The organism is Bartonella sp. AC62GZZY, assembly GCF_042196525.1.
Lineage (GTDB): Bacteria > Pseudomonadota > Alphaproteobacteria > Rhizobiales > Rhizobiaceae > Bartonella.
In genome coordinates, this window is sequence record NZ_JBHIQN010000001.1 from 300,321 (window position 1) to 319,280 (window position 18,960).

The window sequence follows — 18,960 nt, forward strand, 5'->3', positions numbered from 1 at the left end:
AAGATAATCTGATGATGAAATAAAACTTTATCAATTAATACGATTTGCATGAGCAGAAGCAGCTGAACCAAAATGAACATCCCCAGCTGTTATAATGGCTGTTTGACCATTATTTTGTTTTATGATGCAGTTAAAATCACTATCAAGACCATCAAAAATACCTTCGATGACTTTTTCATCATTGATTATTTTGACATGTTGCCCAAGATGAGCAGAGTATAAAAGCCACTTTTCGCGAATTATATTGCGTCCTCCTGATTGTTTCCAAAGGAGATAGTTTTTAGAAAAAAACTCCGTCAGAACCGTAAATAACTGTTCTGCTTCAATATGCAAACCAATATTCTTTAAACTTGAAGTGGGATAGAGTGCGTTTTCATAATTATATTTCACATTTATTCCAATACCAATAACCAATGCATATTGTTGTGATGGCAATTTTAAAATCTCGAGCAAAATTCCAGAGCTTTTCACACCTCTGAGCAAAATATCGTTTGGCCATTTTAAGCTCACAATATTGTTTGTTTGCTTTTCATCTTTTATAAATTGTTTTATTGCCTCTGCTACACTTACTCCAGCAACAAAACCAAGTTGAGCAGCAGTTTGATGCACAATATCCTCAATTAACAAAAGACTAGAATAAAGGTTCCCTTTAGGACTAGACCAAGTTCTCCCTCTTCTCGCTCTTCCCTGTAATTGTTCTTGTGCAACAATCCAAAGATTACCTTGATGACCACTTTGCGCTTTTCGTTGCGCAATGAGATTTGTTGAATCAACACTATCGTATGCTTCAACAGTGTATCCCTGTTTTTGTGCAAAATCTGATAAAGTATAAACCATATTCGTTAAAACAATGCTGTTGCTGCTTTTTCTGCTAGCTCAGCGAACCAAACTCCAAAAAGCGCGTAAAATAAAATAAAGAATACAGAAAGACCAAGACAAAATTGAAGCTCTTTCGATAAAGCAACAAAATGCGCTTTTGCATCATCAAACCACATAATTTTAATGACTCGCAAATAGTAAAAAGCCCCAACTACAGACGCTATCATCCCAACGACAGCAAGTGGCGTAAGTCCAGCGTGGACAGCAGCAGAAAATGTATACCACTTTCCAAAAAAACCAGCCATAGGAGGTATGCTTGCTAAAGAAAAAAGCTGTATTGTCATCACAACAGCCATAAACGGATTCGTCTTTGCTAACCCTGAAAGATCATAAATATTTTCAACATTTCCATTCTGAGAGCGCATTCCAAGAATAAAGGCAAATGAACCAAGCGTCATTCCAAGATAAATAGTCATATAAAGGATAACGCTTTTTATCCCAAGCATATCTCCAGCAGATAAACCAACAAGTGCATAACCCATATGACTGATCGACGAATAAGCCATTAAGCGCTTAATATTATTCTGACCGATTGCAGCAAAAGCACCCAGTATCATTGATGCAATTGCCATGAACACCAAAATTTGTTGCCATGCAGGCATCACGTTATCAACACGTCCTAGGGGAATAAAGGTCACCACAATAATACGGATGATTAAAGCCATTGCAGCGACTTTAGGGGCACCAGCAAAAAATGCTGTAATCGGTGTGGGCGCTCCTTCATAAACATCAGGTGTCCACATATGAAACGGAACAGCAGAAATTTTGAAAGCCAAACCAGCTAAAATAAAGACAATTCCAAAAATAACCCCTAATTGTACATTCTTGCCTTTTAAAGCAAGAGCAATTTCGTGAAAACCAATTTGACCGGTAAAACCATAAAGCAAAGAAATACCATAAAGAAGCAACCCTGAAGATAATGCTCCTAAAACAAAGTATTTTATACCGGCTTCAGAAGATTTCACATTATTACGATTAATCGCTGCTAAAACATATAAAGCTAAAGATTGCAATTCTAACCCCATATAAAGCGACAGCATATTACCCGCTGAAATCATAAACATCATTCCAAGGGTTGCTAAAAGAACAAGCACTGGAAACTCAAATATATTAAACTTTTGTGCATTGGCAAAACCAACAGACATGATAAGAGAAAAGAGTGCACCAATAAGCATTAAAATTTTCATATAACGACTAAAGGAATCGATAACGAGCGCATTGGTTTGAAATGAGCCATTTTCCGGAAAAACTATAAGAATAACAATGGTTGCCACAAGAAGTGCTATGGCTAAACCTGTCACTGTTAAAGAAGCACGTGTATTGGAATAAACACCAATCATAAGCAGCACGATAGCTCCTAATGCAATTAAAAGCTCTGGAAGAATTAAGACTAATTGCGCTATTATTTCAGTTTGCATGTGCATTCTTCCCTTATCTAGTGCAGTTTATTGATGAGGGTTTCTACGGAAAACGCCGTTGCCTTAAGAATAGGCGTTGGATAGATACCAAAGAATATTGTAAGAATAACCATTGGATAAAGGAGGAATTTTTCTCTTAAAGAAAGATCTATTAATACTTTTAAATTCTCTTTATCCAAGGAACCAAAAATCACACGCCGATAAAGATAAAGAGCATAGGCTGCCGATAAGATAACACCTGTTGTTGCTAAAACAACAACCAATTTATTTACTTGAAAAACACCTATTAAGGTTAAAAATTCACCCAAAAACCCTGAGCTTCCAGGCAAACCAACATTTGCCATGGTGAAAATTAAGAAAACAACAGCATATTTAGGCATATTATTCACTAAACCACCAAACGCTGAAATTTCACGTGTATGCAAGCGATCATAGATAACACCAACACAAAGAAACAATGCTGCTGAAACAATTCCATGGGATAGCATCTGATAAATAGCCCCTTGTATCCCCTGTTCATTCGCAGCAAAAATACCCATCGTTACATATCCCATATGCGCTATTGAGGAATATGCAATAAGTTTTTTGATGTCACTTTGAACAAGTGCAACCAGTGATGTATAAATAATAGCGATAAGCGATAATGTGAAAACAAAAGGCGCAAAATCTGCTGAAGCGATAGGAAACATTGGTAAAGAAAAACGAAGAAAACCATACCCACCTAATTTAAGTAAGACACCAGCTAAAATAACAGAACCCGCCGTCGGTGCTTCTACGTGAGCATCAGGGAGCCATGTATGAACTGGCCACATTGGCATTTTAACTGCGAAAGAAGCAAAAAATGCAAGCCACAACCATATTTGCATATGAACAGGAAACTGATAATTGAGTAAAGTTGGTATATCAAGTGTCCCAGCCTCCCAATACATAACCATAAGAGCAACCAGCATAAGCACTGAACCAAGTAAAGTATATAAGAAAAACTTTATACTTGCATAAACACGACGTGCTCCTCCCCATACACCTATAATGATAAACATTGGAATGAGGCTGCCTTCAAAAAAAACATAGAATAGCATTGCATCAAGAGCACAAAAAACACCAATAATCGCAACTTCTAGAAGAAGAAACGCAATCATATAGGCTTTTAATCTCTCTTTAACATTCTCCCAACTTGCTAAAATACAGAAAGGCAAAAGAAAAGCCGAGAGAACAACAAAAAGAATAGAAATACCATCGACCCCCATATGATAGCTAATACCACCCCCTAACCAACTGGATTTTTCAACCATTTGAAAATTTTGGTTGCTAGAATCAAATCCTATCCAAATAATTAAAGAAATAATAAAAACAAATAGAGTCGTAAAAAATGCAACATTACGTATATTATGGCGTGCTACTTCACTATCATCTTTGATAAACAAAATCAGAAGAACACCAACAAGCGGCAAAAATGTAACCGTAGAAAGAATAGGCCAATCGGTCATTAGTTTACGCCCCCGATCATCATCCATGTAATGAGCAATGCAACGCCGATAAGCATTGCAAATGCATAGTGGTAAAGATAGCCTGTTTGCATTCGAACAACTCTATTTGTAATATCAACAACACGCGCTGCAATACCATTGGGACCTAGACCATCAATAATCTTACCGTCTCCCACTTTCCAAAGAAAAGAACCAATTCTAAAGGTAGGACGAACAAATAAAAAGTTATATAATTGATCGAAATACCACTTTTGGTAAAGAAAGTGATACACTCCTGGCATAATACGCGCCATTTTCTTGGGAAGAGAGGGAGCCGCAATATAAAATAAATAAGCCAACATAAACCCAAGAATCATTGCTATAAAAGGCGACCATTTTACCCAATTAAAAACATGGTGGGCATCATGAAGGATATGATTGTGGCTGCTTGTAAACAATGCTCCCTTCCAAAAAGTATCGTATAAATCACCAAAAAAATAAGGTTGGAAAATAACACCAGCAAATATTGCTCCAATAGATAAAATAAAGAGAGGGATCAACATCACTGGGGGCGATTCATGTACATGATGCATAACATCAACAGTTGCTCGTGGTTTTCCATGGAACGTCATAAAGATAAGCCGCCATGAATAAAAGCTTGTTAATAAGGCTGCAAAAACAAGAAGATAAAAAGCATATCCTGAAGCAATATTATGGGATGCAAAAGCAGACTCTATAATCGCATCTTTTGAGAAAAAACCAGCAGTCCCGAAAAGTGTTCCAGGAACGCCAACACCGGTCAATGCAATGGTCCCGACCATCATCATCCAATAGGTGACCTTTATATGTTTGCGTAACCCGCCCATTTTTCGCATATCTTGTTCATCAGATACAGCATGAATGACAGAGCCCGCCCCAAGAAACAATAAGGCTTTAAAAAAAGCATGCGTAAAAAGATGAAAGACAGCAGCTCCATAAGCTCCAACACCTAATGCAACAAACATATAACCAAGTTGAGAACATGTAGAATAAGCAATAACACGCTTAATATCATTCTGCACTAACCCCACAGTTGCTGCAAAAAATGCCGTTGTTGCTCCAATAATAATAATCACTGTCAAAGCAGTTGAAGAAAGTTCAAAAATTGGCGACATACGCGCAACCATAAAAACACCAGCCGTTACCATTGTCGCTGCATGAATAAGTGCTGATACAGGGGTTGGCCCTTCCATTGCATCAGGAAGCCAAGTATGTAAAAGAAATTGTGCGGATTTTCCCATCGCACCAATAAATAATAAAAGACATGTAATGGTAATTGCCATCTGTCCATCAAACTGCCAACCTAAAAATGTCATATTTTGTATAAAGCTATTGTTTGCAGCTTTTGCAAAAATAGAGCTAAAATCAACCGATTGAAATAAAACAAAAATACTAAATATTCCTAAAAGAAAACCAAAGTCTCCAACACGATTGACGACAAAAGCTTTCATTGCAGCCTTATTAGCAGAATCGCGTTGAAACCAAAAACCAATTAACAGATAAGAAGCAAGTCCTACACCTTCCCATCCAAAAAACATTTGGATCAAATTATTGGAGGTCACTAACATAAGCATCATAAATGTAAACAAAGAAAGATAAGAAAAAAAACGTGACCTTGAGGGGTCATGATGCATATAACCAATTGAATAAATATGCACTAATGCCGAAACACTGTTTACAACAATAAGCATGACTGCTGTTAATGTATCAATATGTAAAGCCCAGTTAAAGCTTAAGTCACCAACAGTCATCCAATGTAGTACCAATACATCAATCACTGGAGTATGACCAAGTGCAATACTAAAAAAAGCCACCCACGACAATATGGCAACAATCACCATAAAGCTACATGTTATTAATTCACTCGCACGATCTCCTATCGTTTTCCCACCTAGTGCAGCAATGAGAAAACCCAAAAGCGGAAGAAAGACAATCGTATAATACATCACTGGTTAGCCTTTCATTACATTAACATCTTCAACCGCAATGGAACCACGATTACGGAAAAAAACGACAAGAATTGCTAAACCAATGGCAGCTTCAGCAGCTGCTACGGTTAAGACAAATAGAGCAAATATCTGCCCAACGAGATCATGAAGAAACGCTGAAAATGCAACAAAATTAAGATTAACTGAGAGTAATATAAGCTCAATAGACATCAAGATAATAATCACATTTTTTCTGTTGAGAAAAATTCCAGCAATACCAATTGTAAACATCAAAGCAGAAACTGTGAGATAATGCGTAATATCAATATACATCTATATAGCCCCCCTTAAATACCTTTTCCTGATTCAACTTGCTTGATTTCAATGGCACTTTCTACCGTTCTAGAAACTTGCTCTGCAATAGATTGCCTCTTTACTCCTAATTTATGACGAAGTGTTAAAACAATAGCACCAATCATTGCAACCAATAAAATTATTCCAGCAATTTGAAAATAGAAAACATAATCCGTATAGAGAATATCTCCTAATGCCTGTGTATTTGTTCGCTGCGCTAAATCAGGCATTGGTTGCGTAACATGCGCTCTCAAGACTGGAGAAAAATAGCTACTTACAAAAACAACAATCAATTCTACAGCGATAATAACGCCAATAAAAGCTCCAATAGGAGCATACCGAAGAGTTCCACTCTTTAACTCAGCAAAATCGACATCAAGCATCATAACGACAAATAAAAATAAAACAGCGACAGCTCCAACATAAACAACAAGCAGAATAAGTCCTAAAAACTCTGCTCCTGCAAGTAAAAATAAAGCCGCAGCATTAAAAAATGCGAGGATTAAAAACAAAACAGAATGCACTGGATTGCGTGCTGTAATAACAATAACTGCACTTGTTAGCATAATAAAAGCAAACAAATAGAAAAATGCCGCCGCTAGATCTGTTAGCATAGGCTTCTCCTTAATTATTCAAACAATTGGTATAAACTTCATACCAGATTACAATTTATCGGAAAACTATCCGACACCTCATTTAATGATACACTTAACGATAAGGTGCATCCATCAATATATTTCGAGCAATTTCTCGCTCCCAACGATCTCCATTCATTAAAAGTTTTTCTTTATCATAATAGAGTTCTTCACGTGTTTCTGTTGCAAATTCAAAATTTGGTCCCTCAACAATAGCTTCTACCGGACACGCTTCTTGACAAAAACCGCAGTAGATACACTTAACCATATCGATATCATAACGGACAGTTCTCCGTGTACCATCATTACGTCGCGGACCTGCTTCAATTGTAATCGCTTGTGCAGGGCAAATTGCTTCACATAATTTACAAGCAATACACCGTTCTTCACCATTTGGATAGCGACGCAATGCATGCTCACCACGGAAACGGCCAGATACAAAACCTTTTTCATAAGGATAATTAATTGTGGGCTTTGGTGAAAAAAATTGACGCATAGCTAAGAAAAAAGCACTCACGAATTCCAATAGAAGAAGTGACTTTGCCGCCTGAATGAAACCTGACATCGTAAAATCTCCTCTTAAACGAAATCCGTAAATTTTAAAAAAGCAGCAGTTATCACAACCATTGCTAGTGAGAGAGGAAGAAAAACCTTCCAACCAAGCCGCATGAGCTGATCATAGCGATAACGTGGAACAAAAGCTTTAACCATAGCAAACCAAAAAAATACAAAACAGACTTTTAAAACAAACCAAATGATACCAGGAACCCAATTAAGCCACCAAACATCTAAAGGAGGCAGCCAACCGCCCAGAAATAGAATGGTTGTTAATGCGCACATTAAAACAATCGCAACATATTCACCTAGAAAGAAGAGCATGTAAGGCGTTGAAGAATATTCAACCATATGACCAGCAACAAGTTCAGATTCTGCTTCCACCAAATCGAACGGAGGACGGTTTGTCTCTGCAAGCGCAGAAATAAAAAATATAATAAACATTGGAAAAAGGACCAACCAATTCCAATCGAGAAAACTGTTAAAAGGAAGACCAAGAGTTGTACCAAGCCCGTGCGTTTGTTTAAAAACAATCGTTGTGAGATCTAACGAACCACTTATTAAAATAACACTCACAAGCACAAAACCAATGGAAACTTCATAAGAAACCATTTGTGCCGCCGAACGAAGAGCTCCTAAGAAAGGATATTTTGAATTTGATGCCCATCCCCCCATAATAACACCATAAACTTCAAGAGATGAAATGGCTAAAATATAAAGCAAGCCAACATTAATCTTTGCAACCTCCCAGCCCTCATTGACAGGAATAACAGCCCAAGTTGATAAAGCAAGTGTCGCTGAAACAAAAGGAGCTAAAAGAAAAACACCCTTATTTGCACCTGCAGGGATAATAGGCTCCTTAACAACAAATTTAATTAAATCTGCAAAAGACTGTAACAAACCCCATGGGCCAACAACGTTTGGTCCACGACGCAATTGTACCGCTGCCCAAATTTTTCTATCTGCGTAAAGAAGATAAGCAACTAAGATCAAAAGAACGACTAAAAGAAGCAGTGTTTTTCCAACGATAATAAGTAATGGCAACAGCCAAGTCATAAAGAAATCATACATCATTATTCCTTTTCCTTTGCCTTTACTCTACAGTTTGCGTAACACGGTTTTTTGCAAGAGATGAACATTCAGCCATAACGGCAGAAGCACGTGCTATCGGATTTGTCAAATAAAAGTCTTTAATCATAGAAGTAAATGTTTGACTCTCTAGAGAAACCATTTTTGAACCAAGCACCTTAAGATTACTTATATCAGAAGGCACTATATCATCAACGGCACAAAGATGTGGATAATCATTAAACAAATATTGTCTTAATTGAGAAAGAGAATCAAAAGGAAGCCTTTGTCCTAAAACATCCGATAAAGCACGCAAAATAGCCCAATCTTCTTTTGCTTCACCTGGAGCAAAACCAGCCCGATTTGTCATTTGAACACGCCCTTCTGTATTTACATAAAGCCCTGATTTTTCAGTATAAGCAGATGCAGGCAAAATAACATCAGCAGCATGCGCACCATTGTCACCATGGCTACCAATATAAACTATAAAAGCTTTTGTATCAGCTAATTCTACTTCATCAGCACCAAGTAGAAATAAAATTTCACAGGTTTTTAGAATATTGGCAACCCCAAGCTTAGAAGTAAAGCCTATATCCAACCCTCCAACAGTTGATGCTGCATTATGAAGAACTCCAAATCCATTCCATGTCTCACTAAGAGCACCTATATCATCCGCTAATTTAGCAAGATTTTTTAAAACAGGTAAACCTTCATTTCCTGAAATTGCTCCCTCTCCAATAAGAATAAGGGGCCTCTTTGCTTCTCTTAAGACATTTAAAAAAGCATCCTCTCCCCGAATAAGTGTCGTTAATGTATCACTTCCAGATCCAAGGTAAGAATAAGGATAACGTAAATCAACTTTCTCTCCAATTAATGCAATAGGAAAATTTCCTATTCGTTGGCGCTTTAAAATGCGTGCATTTAAAACAGCCGCTTCATGACGTGGATTAGATCCCACAATAAGCAGAGCATCAGCCTGTTCAATACCTGCAATTGTAGGATTAAAAATATAACTCGAACGCCCAAACTCAGGCGATAAAGCAACCCCTCTTTGGCGACAATCAAAGAGCGTTGAGCCCAACGAACTCAATAATGCCTTAAGGGCATACATTTCTTCAACAGAAGCAAGATCTCCAGCAATGGCTCCAATTTTTTCTGGAAAAATTTTAGAGATCACCATTTTAATTTTTGCAAAAGCTTCTGTCCAACTGACAGGTTGAAGCTTTCCATCTTTGCGTACATATGGCCTATCAAGCCGCTGAGTCCGTAATCCATCCCAAATAAAACGCGTTTTATCAGAGATCCATTCCTCATTTACATCTTCATTCGTGCGCGGCATAATCCGCATAACTTCACGACCGCGGCTATCAATACGGATAGCACTACCAAGCGCATCCATCACATCAATCGATTCCGTTTTGACCAATTCCCACGGACGGGCATGAAATGCATAAGGTTTTGAGGTTAAAGCCCCTACAGGACAAAGATCAATAACATTTCCCTGTAATTCAGATGTCATAGCTTTTTCAAGATACGTCGTAATTTCAGCATCTTCACCACGACCGATCAAACCAAGCTCAGAAATACCTGCAACTTCCGTTGTAAAACGAACACACCGTGTACAATGAATACACCGTGTCATAACAGTTTTGACAAGAGGTCCAATATATTTATCTTCTACAGCACGTTTATTTTCTGTATAACGAGAACAATCTCGCCCATAAAGCATTGCTTGATCTTGAAGATCACATTCTCCCCCTTGATCACATACTGGACAATCCAAAGGATGATTAATGAGAAGAAATTCCATAACACCTTCACGTGCTTTTTTTACCATCTCCGTATTGGTAAAAATCTCAGGCGCTTCACCGTTAGGTCCTAACCGTAAATCACGAACCCCCATAGCACAAGAAGCCTGAGGTTTTGGAGGACCACCCTTAACCTCAACCAAACACATGCGACAATTTCCAGCAATTGACAAAGATTCATGAAAACAAAAACGTGGTATTTCTGCCCCAGCTGCCTCGGCAGCCTGAAGCAGCGTGTAGTAATCAGGAACTTCAATCTCTTTGCCATCAACTTTGATATTTATCATCACCCATCCAACCTGCGGATAATCCACTTAAAATTTGCATTCGGTTGCTCTTTAAAAAATTTTCTATCCCACGACTTCCAAAGCAATATTTTTTCTTTGGACGACATTTCGCGTATATTCATCAATTCTACGTTCAATTTCTGGACGGAAATTACGAATCAGCCCTTGTACAGGCCACGCTGCAGCATCGCCAAGAGCACAGATAGTATGCCCTTCAACTTGTTGAGAAACCTCAAATAAAAGATCAATCTCGCGTTTTTGCGCTCTTCCCTCAACCATACGTCCTAAAAGACGCATCATCCAACCCGTCCCCTCACGACACGGTGTACACTGACCACAACTCTCGTGCTTAAAAAAAACAGCTATACGCCAAATTGCTTTGATAATATCGGTTGATTTATCCATAACAATCATTCCCCCTGTGCCAAAAGAAGACCCGACATCTCGCATCCCATCAAAATCCATAATCGCATCGATCATATCCTCACCACGGACGACTGGACAAGAAGCCCCCCCTGGAATAACTGCTAAAAGATTATTCCATCCACCACGAATACCACCCGTATGTTTTTCAATTAATTCACGGAATGAAACACCAAGAGCGTCTTCAAATGTACAAGGGGCGTTAACATGCCCTGAAACCATAAATAATTTTGTGCCAACATTATTCGCCCGCCCAATTGATGAAAACCAGGAAGCTCCCCGCCGCAAAATTGTTGGAACAACGGCAATGGACTCTACATTGTTGACTGTTGTTGGACAGCCATAAATCCCCATATTAGCAGGAAATGGTGGTTTAAGCCGAGGTTGTCCCTTTTTTCCCTCAAGACTTTCAAGAAGGGCCGTTTCTTCACCACAAATATAAGCACCGGCTCCATGATGAATGATAATATCGCAAGCATGCCCATATTTTGTTTTTTTGCCAAGCAAACCTGCATCATAACATTCATCAACGGCAGCCTGTAGCGCTTCACGCTCACGAATATATTCACCACGAATATAAATAAAAGCAACATTGGCTCCCATAGCAAAAGTAGCGATTGCACATCCTTCAATCAAAGTATGGGGATCATGCCGTAAAATATCACGGTCTTTACATGTCCCAGGCTCTGATTCATCAGCATTGACAACCAAATAATGAGGACGCCCATCACTCTGCTTTGGCATAAAAGACCATTTCATTCCGGTAGGAAAACCAGCACCACCACGACCGCGTAAACCCGACGCCTTCACCTCATCAATAATCCAGTCACGACCTTTGTCAATAATCCCTTTCAGACCATTCCAATGTCCACGCGACATCGCAGCCTTTAATGATTTGTCTTTTAAACCATAAATATTGGTGAAGATACGATCTTTATCAGCTAGCATACCCCACCTTTTTTTCTATTGCCCGTAGCATTTTTAGCTTTTCCTCAAATGCAATTTAAAAAAACTCTTGAAACTTTCTACTTTTAATCAAATGTTGTTATAAATGAGTGACATAATGGAATATCTTTTCAAAAAAATTTTTACTAAGATTCCATTCCCTTATTATCCTTTTTCTTTGATCCCTTGAGAGATTTACTTTTTTCTTCATCATCAAGAAGAGATGTTAAACCACTAATTGGCTCCGACGATTTACGACTATTTTGCGGACCAACAGCTATCTCAGGACCCTTTCCCGCCTCAAATGCATCGATAATCTCTTCAAGGCGTTCCGCTGTAAGATCTTCGTAAGTATCTTTAAAAATCATAACCATGGGAGCATTAACACAAGCACCAAGACACTCCACCTCTTCCCATGACAATGTTCCATCCTGATTGGTTGTAAAAGGCTCATGATGAATTTTTTTCTGACAAACTTTAATCAATTCATCAGAACCACGTAACATACAAGGCGTTGTCCCACAAACTTGAATATGCGCTTTTGTTCCAACAGGCTTAAGCTGAAACTGAGTATAAAAAGTAGCAACTTCTAAGACACGGATATATGCCATAGAAAGAATTTGAGCGATATGTTCAATTGCAGCACGTGTCACCCAACCATCTTGCTCTTGTGCACGCATTAATAATGGAATGACAGCTGATTGCTCACGCCCGACAGGATACTTTTCTATAGTATTTTTTACCCATATTTGATTTTCTTTTGTAAAAGAAAACTCTGCGGGCTGATAGATATCATCTGCAAGACGGCGTACGGACATTAGCGATCAACCTCCCCAAAAACAATATCAATCGAACCCAAAATAGCTGTAGCATCCGCCAACATATGGCCTCGAGTTAAAAAATCCATAGCTTGGAGATGAGCAAATCCAGGAGCACGCAACTTGACACGATAAGGCTTATTGGTTCCATCAGAAACAAGATAAACACCAAACTCACCCTTTGGAGCCTCTACAGCAACATACACTTCTCCAGGGGGCGTGTGAAACCCTTCCGTATAGAGTTTAAAGTGATGAATCAGTGCCTCCATTGAGCTTTTCATTTCGCTCCGCTTTGGTGGTACAATTTTGCGATCCAAACTCGAAACTGGTCCATTCTTTTCAGTCCCCAGTAACCGTTCTACGCATTGACGCATAATTTTCGCTGATTGACGCATTTCTTCCATACGAATAAGATAGCGATCATAACAATCACTATTTTTACCTATAGGAATATCGAATTCCATTTCATCGTAACATTCATAAGGCTGACTTTTACGCAAATCCCATGGAACACCAGCTCCACGAATCATAACCCCAGAAAAACCGCGTACCCAAGCTTCATCAATACTTACAACGCCAATATCCACATTACGCTGCTTAAAAATTCGATTTGGGGTCACAAGCGCATCAAGTTTTCCGAGAGAAACAAGAAATGGATCAATAAAATCACCAATATCCTCAACTAAAGATTCTGGTAAATCTTGATGCACGCCACCGGGGCGAAAATAATTTGCATGAAGACGAGCACCACAGGCACGCTCATAAAAAATCATCAATCTTTCACGTTGCTCAAATCCCCAAAGCGGTGGTGTTAAAGCACCAACATCCATTGCCTGTGTCGTTACATTAAGCAAATGATTAAGAATACGCCCAATTTCAGAAAACAAAACACGTATTAATTGCCCTCTTTTAGGAACTTTTATATCTAATAACTTTTCAATAGCAAGAACAAAAGCATGTTCCTGATTCATAGGAGCAACATAATCCAAACGATCTAGATAAGGACCCGCTTGGAGATAAGTCTTTGTTTCCATTAATTTTTCAGTACCGCGATGCAACAACCCAATATGTGGATCTACACGCTCAACAACTTCACCGTCCAGCTCCAGAACCATGCGCAAAACCCCATGCGCGGCAGGATGCTGCGGACCAAAATTGATATTAAAGTTTCGAACATTGACCTCAGCCACAATCAACCCCTTGCTTTTTTTAAAAACTTCATATCAAATATTAAAAAAATCTATCATATTAAAAACATTAATTATTTTAAAAATATGCTATTCTAATAGAACGCCTTATCAAAACCAATATCATTTTTTACTGTCTGCTTTTTCATCACATGGTAAAATATATTGTCCTCCTTCCCAAGGAGAAAGAAAATCAAAATTACGCATCTCTTGGCGCAAAACAACAGGCTCATAAATCACCCTCTTTGCTTCATTATCATAACGGCATTCAACAAATCCTGTCACAGGAAAGTCTTTACGTAAAGGATATCCTTCAAAACCATAATCTGTTAAAATCCGTCTTAAATCCGGATGTCCTGAAAATAAAATCCCATACATATCATACGTTTCACGTTCATACCACTCTGCACCAGGATAAACCGTACAAGCTGAAGCAACGGGAGTATTTTCATCCGTACGAACTTTTACACGTAAGCGTAAATTCTCACGAGGGGATAATAATTGGTAAGAAACATCAAAGCGCTTATCGCGGGAAGGATAATCCACACCACTAATGTCTGTGAGATTAATAAATTGACAGCGAGAATCATCACGAACAAACATTAAGACATCGATAATTGCATCAAGACGTGCCACAATAGTCAATTCACCAAAAGCAAGAACAGTCTCTTCAAGCTTATTTCCTAACTTATTTTCCAAATAAGCCGCAAGTTCAACCAATGATTCATTCATCATGACAAGAAAACTCTCTATCGCTCTATGGATCCGGTACGACGGATTTTTTTCTGTAACAATAATATGCCGTATAATAATGCCTCTGCTGTCGGTGGACACCCTGGAACATAAATATCGACAGGCACAATACGATCACAGCCACGCACCACTGAATAGGAATAATGATAATATCCCCCACCATTTGCACATGATCCCATAGAAATCACATAACGCGGCTCTGGCATCTGATCATACACTTTTCTTAAAGCAGGAGCCATCTTATTTGTTAGAGTACCTGCCACCACCATCACATCTGACTGGCGGGGTGAAGCTCGTGGTGCATATCCAAAACGCTCATTATCATAATGAGGCATTGAGCATTGCATCATTTCGATAGCACAACAAGCCAAACCAAAACTCATCCACATTAAAGAACCGGTACGTGCCCAAGTAATCAAAGCATCTGCCGAGGTAACTAAAAACCCCTTATCTGATAATTCAGCATTGATATCACGAAAAAACTTATCGTCAGATCCTATTAGCCCACCAGTATTTGGATCAATGATTCCTTTTGGTTTTGGAGCCTCAATCGTTGAATTATTAGATCTTAATTCCATTCAAGGGCTCCTTTTTTCCATTCATATATAAATCCAATAGTCAAAATCGCTAAAAACACAATCATCGACCAAAAGCCAAACATACCTATTGATTCGAATGAAACAGCCCAAGGAAAAAGAAAAGCAACTTCAAGATCAAAAATAATAAATAAAATTGATACCAAATAGAAACGAATATCAAACTTCATGCGAGCATCACTAAATGAATTAAACCCACATTCATAAGCCGATAACTTTTCAGGATCGGGGGAACGATATGCTACAATGTAAGGCATAATCAATAGAGCTCCAGCAATAACTGCCGAAACAATAATAAAGATCAAGACCGGTAAATAAGAGCTCAATAAATAAGCCATAACCCTCTTCCATCATAACGAAATGCCTGAGTTTAACACAATGATTCAATATTGCGAGACCAAACAGACAAATTTAACAATCGCTCTATTAACTCTATTCATACTGCTTCAAAGGCATACAGAGCGATACTTTTCTTATCGGCATAGGTAACGCAGAGCAAAGAAAGACGCAAGCCCTATATCTTATAAACCATATAAAAAGAAAGAAAAAATATATTTATTCCCCAATCAAATACTCCACCACATTACTCATAGCATATGGATATTTTAATAAAGGAAATTTCATAAGGAATCATGAAATGGCGCGAGTGACGGGGCTCGAACCCGCGACCTCCGGCGTGACAGGCCAGCACTCTAACCAACTGAGCTACACCCGCGCATTTTTTTCGAACCAATATTAATTTGGTACAAGCGGTCGTGTAAGGGGTTCATGCGTTTATGTCAAGAAGGATTATGCATTTTTAAAAAAAATTATCAAATCTCATCTTTATTCTTGCGTTTAGAAAAATTCTTCCTTAAATAGTCTCCATTCAATTGCTGATCATTGCATTGGGCGATTAGCTCAGCTGGTAGAGCGCCTCGTTTACACCGAGGATGTCGGGAGTTCGAGTCTCTCATCGCCCACCATTCTGTTTTATATTCCTATTAAATTTTTGATTCTTCATATATTTTTTTAAAGATAAGGGATGCCTAAATAAAGTTAGGGGAATAGGATTTTTCAACCTATCTCTATAGAACGCCTCTTTTTTTGCAAACTTTCTCAAGAACATCTTTTAATTCTGCTAAGTTTTGTTGTGAAAAATTCTCTAAATTTCTAGCAAACTCACCAACAGCTTCACGCCTCAACGGATCAGAAGTCTTGATTGTAAAACTTTTGCGTCAAACATAAGCTTCTTTTCTTAAGAGTAAAGCCTTCTCTTAATCTAAAGCATAGAGTTCAATTATCTTTTCCTCCAGTCCTACAGGAACAGATTTTTTGCCAATTTCTACAGAAGATAAAAATGATACAGATATATCTAATTTCTTAGCCATATCTAAGAGGGGTTCTGAGTGATCAATACGAAGTTTGCATAAAGTTTTACCAAAGGGGGTAACATTTAAAAAATCCTTTAGAAAGAATAAGTATTTTATTCTGATTCTAATAAAGTTTTTCAAATTTTGGTTAGTCTTTATTTTTAGTGTGTGGAGATCTTGTCCAATATCTCTATACAAAAACCGTTATCAAGCATATACAATATCCCTTATGGTGAAAAATTATTAACTTTTCATCAGGAATAGTGTGTTTAATATCATTATAAAATTTAAATATTACAACGAGATATATAAATAAAATATATTGGTGTACTTATGCTTGTCAAGCTTAATGCTATAATCCGCGATCTTTCTTCATAAACGAATATCGTTACAGTTCTTAAGGAATCTATCGTTAACTCTATACAAGCTCATGCAACAAAAATTGATATTTTATTCCAACTTTATGGCAATGCAGATTTGTGGGAGAATCAACCAATTTTTTCTATAAGTGTTTTTGATAATGGAGATGGATTTACAAAAGAGAATATCAAATCTTTCTCTACTTATAAAAGTGATTATAAAATTCAAGAAGGATGTAAAGGGGTTAGACGTATTACTTACTTGAAAATATTCGAAGAAGTTAAAATCATTATTTTTAGCAAAGATGAACATCATGCTCAAATTTCACTGAATTTCACTCCACAGTTTACACAAGATTCTTTTAAAAAAGAAAATGGCGAAAAAGATAAATGGTGGAATACACATTTATCTTTTGAAGGATCTTATAAACAAAATGTGTTAGATATAAACCTAGTTCATAATGAAATTTACTATCATCTTCTTCCTTTACTTTTTTAAAAGAAAGATGAGAATATCCAAATTAACTTTTATGTACATAATGTAGAAAGCTTAGAGAAAAGAACAATCAATACGCAAGATTTACCTTACTTAGAAAATAAAACTCTCAAAATCGGTCTTTCAAATATTCCCTTCAGCCTTTCTTATTATTTTGAAGAGAACACAAATTCTAAAACTAAAGTAGAGGCTTACTATTGTGCTAATAATCGTACTGTTATGCCTTTTTCAAAGTTTATAAATATCAATCCAATAAACAATGTGATGATGATATTTTTATTAGAATCGCCTATTTTGGATAAGTATGTTAACGACGAAAGGAATGAGTTTGAAATTAATAAAATAGATCCTGACTTAGAAACCCAACTAACTTGGGATGATATCAATCAAACGTTAAAAAACACTTTAAATAAAATATTAACAGCCAATTTCCGGAAATTAAAGAAAAAAAAGAGCACTCTTCTCAAAAAAATTGCTGAAGAATATCCTTATTTAGTAGACTTCCTAGATACAAAAGATGTAATTGGGGGCGTCTTCAAAGAAAATTCATTTATTGAAAACGCGGAAAAAAATATTCAAAAAGCACAAAAAATTGCTAGTTTAGAATTAACACAATACATTCAGTTCCGAGATGATATTTTGAATCAATTCTCTAAATTATTAACACCAAAAACTTTAGAAAAAGACATTCATAATTTATTTATTCACCAAGGAAAAACAGCTGATAAATTTATGAGTTATAACCATTTACAAAGTGAGAAAACAATACAAGAACTTCTTTCAAATGTTGATTCGTTATCTATTAATTCTGAAAGAAAAAAACAGAATTATGTAGCCGATCTGATATAGCTATCTATTTCGACTCTGAAGAAAAAAACGTGTTGTCTTAATAGAATTAAAAAAGCCCACGGCAGATTACAAAAATTCAGGCGTTGCAGAATTAAGTAATTATGCCAGATTCCTTAAAGCATATGGTGTTAATGAGATATATTTATATTTAATAGCTGAAATAGATGATGATTTTGCATATACATTGCTTGATACAAATCATTTCATAGAAGTTTTTTCTCAAGAAGGAAAATGTTATTAGGAAAGTCTTTCTAGGGGTAATGCATTTGTACAAGTTATATCTCCAAGTGCTGTTATTGGGAATATAAAAGCAAGAAATAGAACTTTTATGGATATTATTAAAAAAGATTTGTTACATCATCGATCAAAGCAAGACAGTCAAGTATTCTGTTCTTCAATTCTTTGAAAAACACTGTTTTAAATGTGAGAAGATATTATCTAGCGCATCTATAAGGCGTGCAATATCGAGAATAAACACAAATATAATCAGTAATAACCACTTCATGATGCGTGACATCATCTTTAAGCCTTGATAGGTCTCTATCATCTCGTGAAGGATAAGATCTTTATCTTTGCTGCTTCGTTTCTTGACCATCTTTCCAACCACATAAATGTGCCTCTGCTTGTTATGCTTCAAAATATCTCTTGCAAGGTTGGAACTGATGACCTCAACATCCTTATTATCCAAATAAATGGGCAACCAGCCACCACAAAAAATAGACCTATTTGTTGCGCCCCCCAAGGA

Annotated in this window: 18 protein-coding genes, 2 tRNA genes and 1 pseudogene; 3 read left to right on the top strand and 18 right to left on the bottom strand. The window is 37.2% G+C overall.

The features are described 5' to 3' along the window. Nucleotides 1-30 precede the first annotated feature (30 nt). The 16 genes from ACFIML_RS01320 to ACFIML_RS01395 form a co-directional block, all read right to left on the bottom strand. Entirely contained in the window at nucleotides 31-837 is an 807-nt protein-coding gene (locus ACFIML_RS01320) for a biotin--[acetyl-CoA-carboxylase] ligase (RefSeq protein WP_375614585.1), read from the bottom strand. 5 nt (nucleotides 838-842) lie between these two features. Beyond that, complete coding sequence (gene nuoN, locus ACFIML_RS01325; protein ID WP_375687200.1) at nucleotides 843-2,297, bottom strand: NADH-quinone oxidoreductase subunit NuoN; 1,455 nt, start codon at nucleotides 2,295-2,297, stop codon at nucleotides 843-845. 17 nt (nucleotides 2,298-2,314) lie between these two features. Continuing rightward, nucleotides 2,315-3,784 (bottom strand): NADH-quinone oxidoreductase subunit M, encoded by a 1,470-nt coding sequence (locus tag ACFIML_RS01330; RefSeq protein ID WP_375606838.1) that lies wholly within the window; start codon nucleotides 3,782-3,784, stop codon nucleotides 2,315-2,317. Beyond that, nucleotides 3,784-5,748: an NADH-quinone oxidoreductase subunit L gene (gene nuoL, locus ACFIML_RS01335; RefSeq protein WP_375606923.1), complete on the bottom strand. Its 1,965-nt coding sequence runs from the start codon at nucleotides 5,746-5,748 to the stop codon at nucleotides 3,784-3,786. Before nuoL ends, ACFIML_RS01330 begins: the two co-directional genes overlap by 1 nt. Before the next feature lie 6 nt (nucleotides 5,749-5,754). Next, the gene (gene nuoK / locus ACFIML_RS01340; RefSeq protein ID WP_015856359.1) at nucleotides 5,755-6,063 is read right to left on the bottom strand and encodes an NADH-quinone oxidoreductase subunit NuoK; all 309 of its coding nucleotides are present in this window, start codon (nucleotides 6,061-6,063) and stop codon (nucleotides 5,755-5,757) included. A 14-nt stretch (nucleotides 6,064-6,077) separates the two neighbouring features. Beyond that, nucleotides 6,078-6,698, bottom strand: coding sequence for an NADH-quinone oxidoreductase subunit J (locus ACFIML_RS01345; protein WP_375606837.1), 621 nt, complete (start codon nucleotides 6,696-6,698; stop codon nucleotides 6,078-6,080). Between the two features lie 94 nt (nucleotides 6,699-6,792). Further along, on the bottom strand, nucleotides 6,793-7,284 hold the full coding sequence (gene nuoI / locus ACFIML_RS01350) for an NADH-quinone oxidoreductase subunit NuoI (RefSeq protein ID WP_375606836.1): 492 nt from the start codon (nucleotides 7,282-7,284) through the stop codon (nucleotides 6,793-6,795). 14 nt (nucleotides 7,285-7,298) lie between these two features. Next, nucleotides 7,299-8,345, bottom strand: coding sequence for an NADH-quinone oxidoreductase subunit NuoH (gene nuoH, locus ACFIML_RS01355; RefSeq protein ID WP_375687222.1), 1,047 nt, complete (start codon nucleotides 8,343-8,345; stop codon nucleotides 7,299-7,301). A 22-nt stretch (nucleotides 8,346-8,367) separates the two neighbouring features. Further along, nucleotides 8,368-10,437 (bottom strand): NADH-quinone oxidoreductase subunit NuoG, encoded by a 2,070-nt coding sequence (gene nuoG / locus ACFIML_RS01360; RefSeq protein ID WP_375686542.1) that lies wholly within the window; start codon nucleotides 10,435-10,437, stop codon nucleotides 8,368-8,370. Between the two features lie 63 nt (nucleotides 10,438-10,500). Further along, on the bottom strand, nucleotides 10,501-11,808 hold the full coding sequence (nuoF, locus tag ACFIML_RS01365; protein ID WP_375606834.1) for an NADH-quinone oxidoreductase subunit NuoF: 1,308 nt from the start codon (nucleotides 11,806-11,808) through the stop codon (nucleotides 10,501-10,503). A 143-nt stretch (nucleotides 11,809-11,951) separates the two neighbouring features. After that, nucleotides 11,952-12,623, bottom strand: coding sequence for an NADH-quinone oxidoreductase subunit NuoE (gene nuoE, locus ACFIML_RS01370; protein ID WP_375606833.1), 672 nt, complete (start codon nucleotides 12,621-12,623; stop codon nucleotides 11,952-11,954). Next, nucleotides 12,623-13,813: an NADH-quinone oxidoreductase subunit D gene (locus tag ACFIML_RS01375; RefSeq protein ID WP_375687202.1), complete on the bottom strand. Its 1,191-nt coding sequence runs from the start codon at nucleotides 13,811-13,813 to the stop codon at nucleotides 12,623-12,625. Before ACFIML_RS01375 ends, nuoE begins: the two co-directional genes overlap by 1 nt. Before the next feature lie 120 nt (nucleotides 13,814-13,933). Next, a complete protein-coding gene (locus ACFIML_RS01380) occupies nucleotides 13,934-14,542 on the bottom strand; it encodes an NADH-quinone oxidoreductase subunit C (protein ID WP_375606921.1) in 609 nt (202 codons plus the stop codon). Nucleotides 14,543-14,559: 17 nt separating this feature from the next. Further along, on the bottom strand, nucleotides 14,560-15,141 hold the full coding sequence (locus tag ACFIML_RS01385) for a NuoB/complex I 20 kDa subunit family protein (RefSeq protein ID WP_375606831.1): 582 nt from the start codon (nucleotides 15,139-15,141) through the stop codon (nucleotides 14,560-14,562). After that, complete coding sequence (locus ACFIML_RS01390; protein WP_375606830.1) at nucleotides 15,132-15,497, bottom strand: NADH-quinone oxidoreductase subunit A; 366 nt, start codon at nucleotides 15,495-15,497, stop codon at nucleotides 15,132-15,134. The genes ACFIML_RS01385 and ACFIML_RS01390 overlap by 10 nt, the downstream gene beginning before the upstream one ends. A 300-nt stretch (nucleotides 15,498-15,797) precedes the next feature. Beyond that, nucleotides 15,798-15,874: transfer RNA gene (locus tag ACFIML_RS01395), tRNA-Asp, on the bottom strand. A gap of 174 nt (nucleotides 15,875-16,048) precedes the next feature. Between ACFIML_RS01395 and ACFIML_RS01400 the strand changes: the two genes are divergently transcribed. Then, a tRNA-Val gene (locus ACFIML_RS01400) sits at nucleotides 16,049-16,124 on the top strand. Nucleotides 16,125-16,226: 102 nt separating this feature from the next. Here ACFIML_RS01400 and ACFIML_RS01405 read toward each other — a convergent pair. Beyond that, a pseudogene (locus ACFIML_RS01405) lies at nucleotides 16,227-16,628 on the bottom strand (XRE family transcriptional regulator). A gap of 267 nt (nucleotides 16,629-16,895) precedes the next feature. Between ACFIML_RS01405 and ACFIML_RS01410 the strand changes: the two are divergent. Both ACFIML_RS01410 and ACFIML_RS01415 read left to right on the top strand, forming a co-directional pair. Then, the gene (locus ACFIML_RS01410; protein ID WP_375686551.1) at nucleotides 16,896-17,369 is read left to right on the top strand and encodes an ATP-binding protein; all 474 of its coding nucleotides are present in this window, start codon (nucleotides 16,896-16,898) and stop codon (nucleotides 17,367-17,369) included. 216 nt (nucleotides 17,370-17,585) lie between these two features. Continuing rightward, nucleotides 17,586-18,215, top strand: coding sequence for a hypothetical protein (locus ACFIML_RS01415; protein WP_375687204.1), 630 nt, complete (start codon nucleotides 17,586-17,588; stop codon nucleotides 18,213-18,215). A gap of 394 nt (nucleotides 18,216-18,609) precedes the next feature. Here ACFIML_RS01415 and ACFIML_RS01420 read toward each other — a convergent pair whose 3' ends face one another. After that, entirely contained in the window at nucleotides 18,610-18,822 is a 213-nt protein-coding gene (locus ACFIML_RS01420; protein WP_375606919.1) for a hypothetical protein, read from the bottom strand. Between the last annotated feature and the right edge of the window lie 138 nt (nucleotides 18,823-18,960).

Coding starts and splice junctions, on each gene's coding strand:
- ACFIML_RS01390 (WP_375606830.1), bottom strand. CDS start 15,497: ATGGCTTATTTATTGAGCTCTTATTTACCGGTCTTGATCTTTATTATT.
- ACFIML_RS01415 (WP_375687204.1), top strand. CDS start 17,586: ATGCCTTTTTCAAAGTTTATAAATATCAATCCAATAAACAATGTGATG.
- nuoK (WP_015856359.1), bottom strand. CDS start 6,063: ATGTATATTGATATTACGCATTATCTCACAGTTTCTGCTTTGATGTTT.
- ACFIML_RS01345 (WP_375606837.1), bottom strand. CDS start 6,698: ATGCTAACAGATCTAGCGGCGGCATTTTTCTATTTGTTTGCTTTTATT.
- nuoF (WP_375606834.1), bottom strand. CDS start 11,808: ATGCTAGCTGATAAAGATCGTATCTTCACCAATATTTATGGTTTAAAA.
- ACFIML_RS01385 (WP_375606831.1), bottom strand. CDS start 15,141: ATGGAATTAAGATCTAATAATTCAACGATTGAGGCTCCAAAACCAAAA.
- nuoI (WP_375606836.1), bottom strand. CDS start 7,284: ATGTCAGGTTTCATTCAGGCGGCAAAGTCACTTCTTCTATTGGAATTC.
- ACFIML_RS01320 (WP_375614585.1), bottom strand. CDS start 837: ATGGTTTATACTTTATCAGATTTTGCACAAAAACAGGGATACACTGTT.
- nuoG (WP_375686542.1), bottom strand. CDS start 10,437: ATGATAAATATCAAAGTTGATGGCAAAGAGATTGAAGTTCCTGATTAC.
- nuoL (WP_375606923.1), bottom strand. CDS start 5,748: ATGTATTATACGATTGTCTTTCTTCCGCTTTTGGGTTTTCTCATTGCT.
- nuoH (WP_375687222.1), bottom strand. CDS start 8,345: ATGTATGATTTCTTTATGACTTGGCTGTTGCCATTACTTATTATCGTT.
- nuoN (WP_375687200.1), bottom strand. CDS start 2,297: ATGCAAACTGAAATAATAGCGCAATTAGTCTTAATTCTTCCAGAGCTT.
- ACFIML_RS01380 (WP_375606921.1), bottom strand. CDS start 14,542: ATGAATGAATCATTGGTTGAACTTGCGGCTTATTTGGAAAATAAGTTA.
- ACFIML_RS01330 (WP_375606838.1), bottom strand. CDS start 3,784: ATGACCGATTGGCCTATTCTTTCTACGGTTACATTTTTGCCGCTTGTT.
- nuoE (WP_375606833.1), bottom strand. CDS start 12,623: ATGTCCGTACGCCGTCTTGCAGATGATATCTATCAGCCCGCAGAGTTT.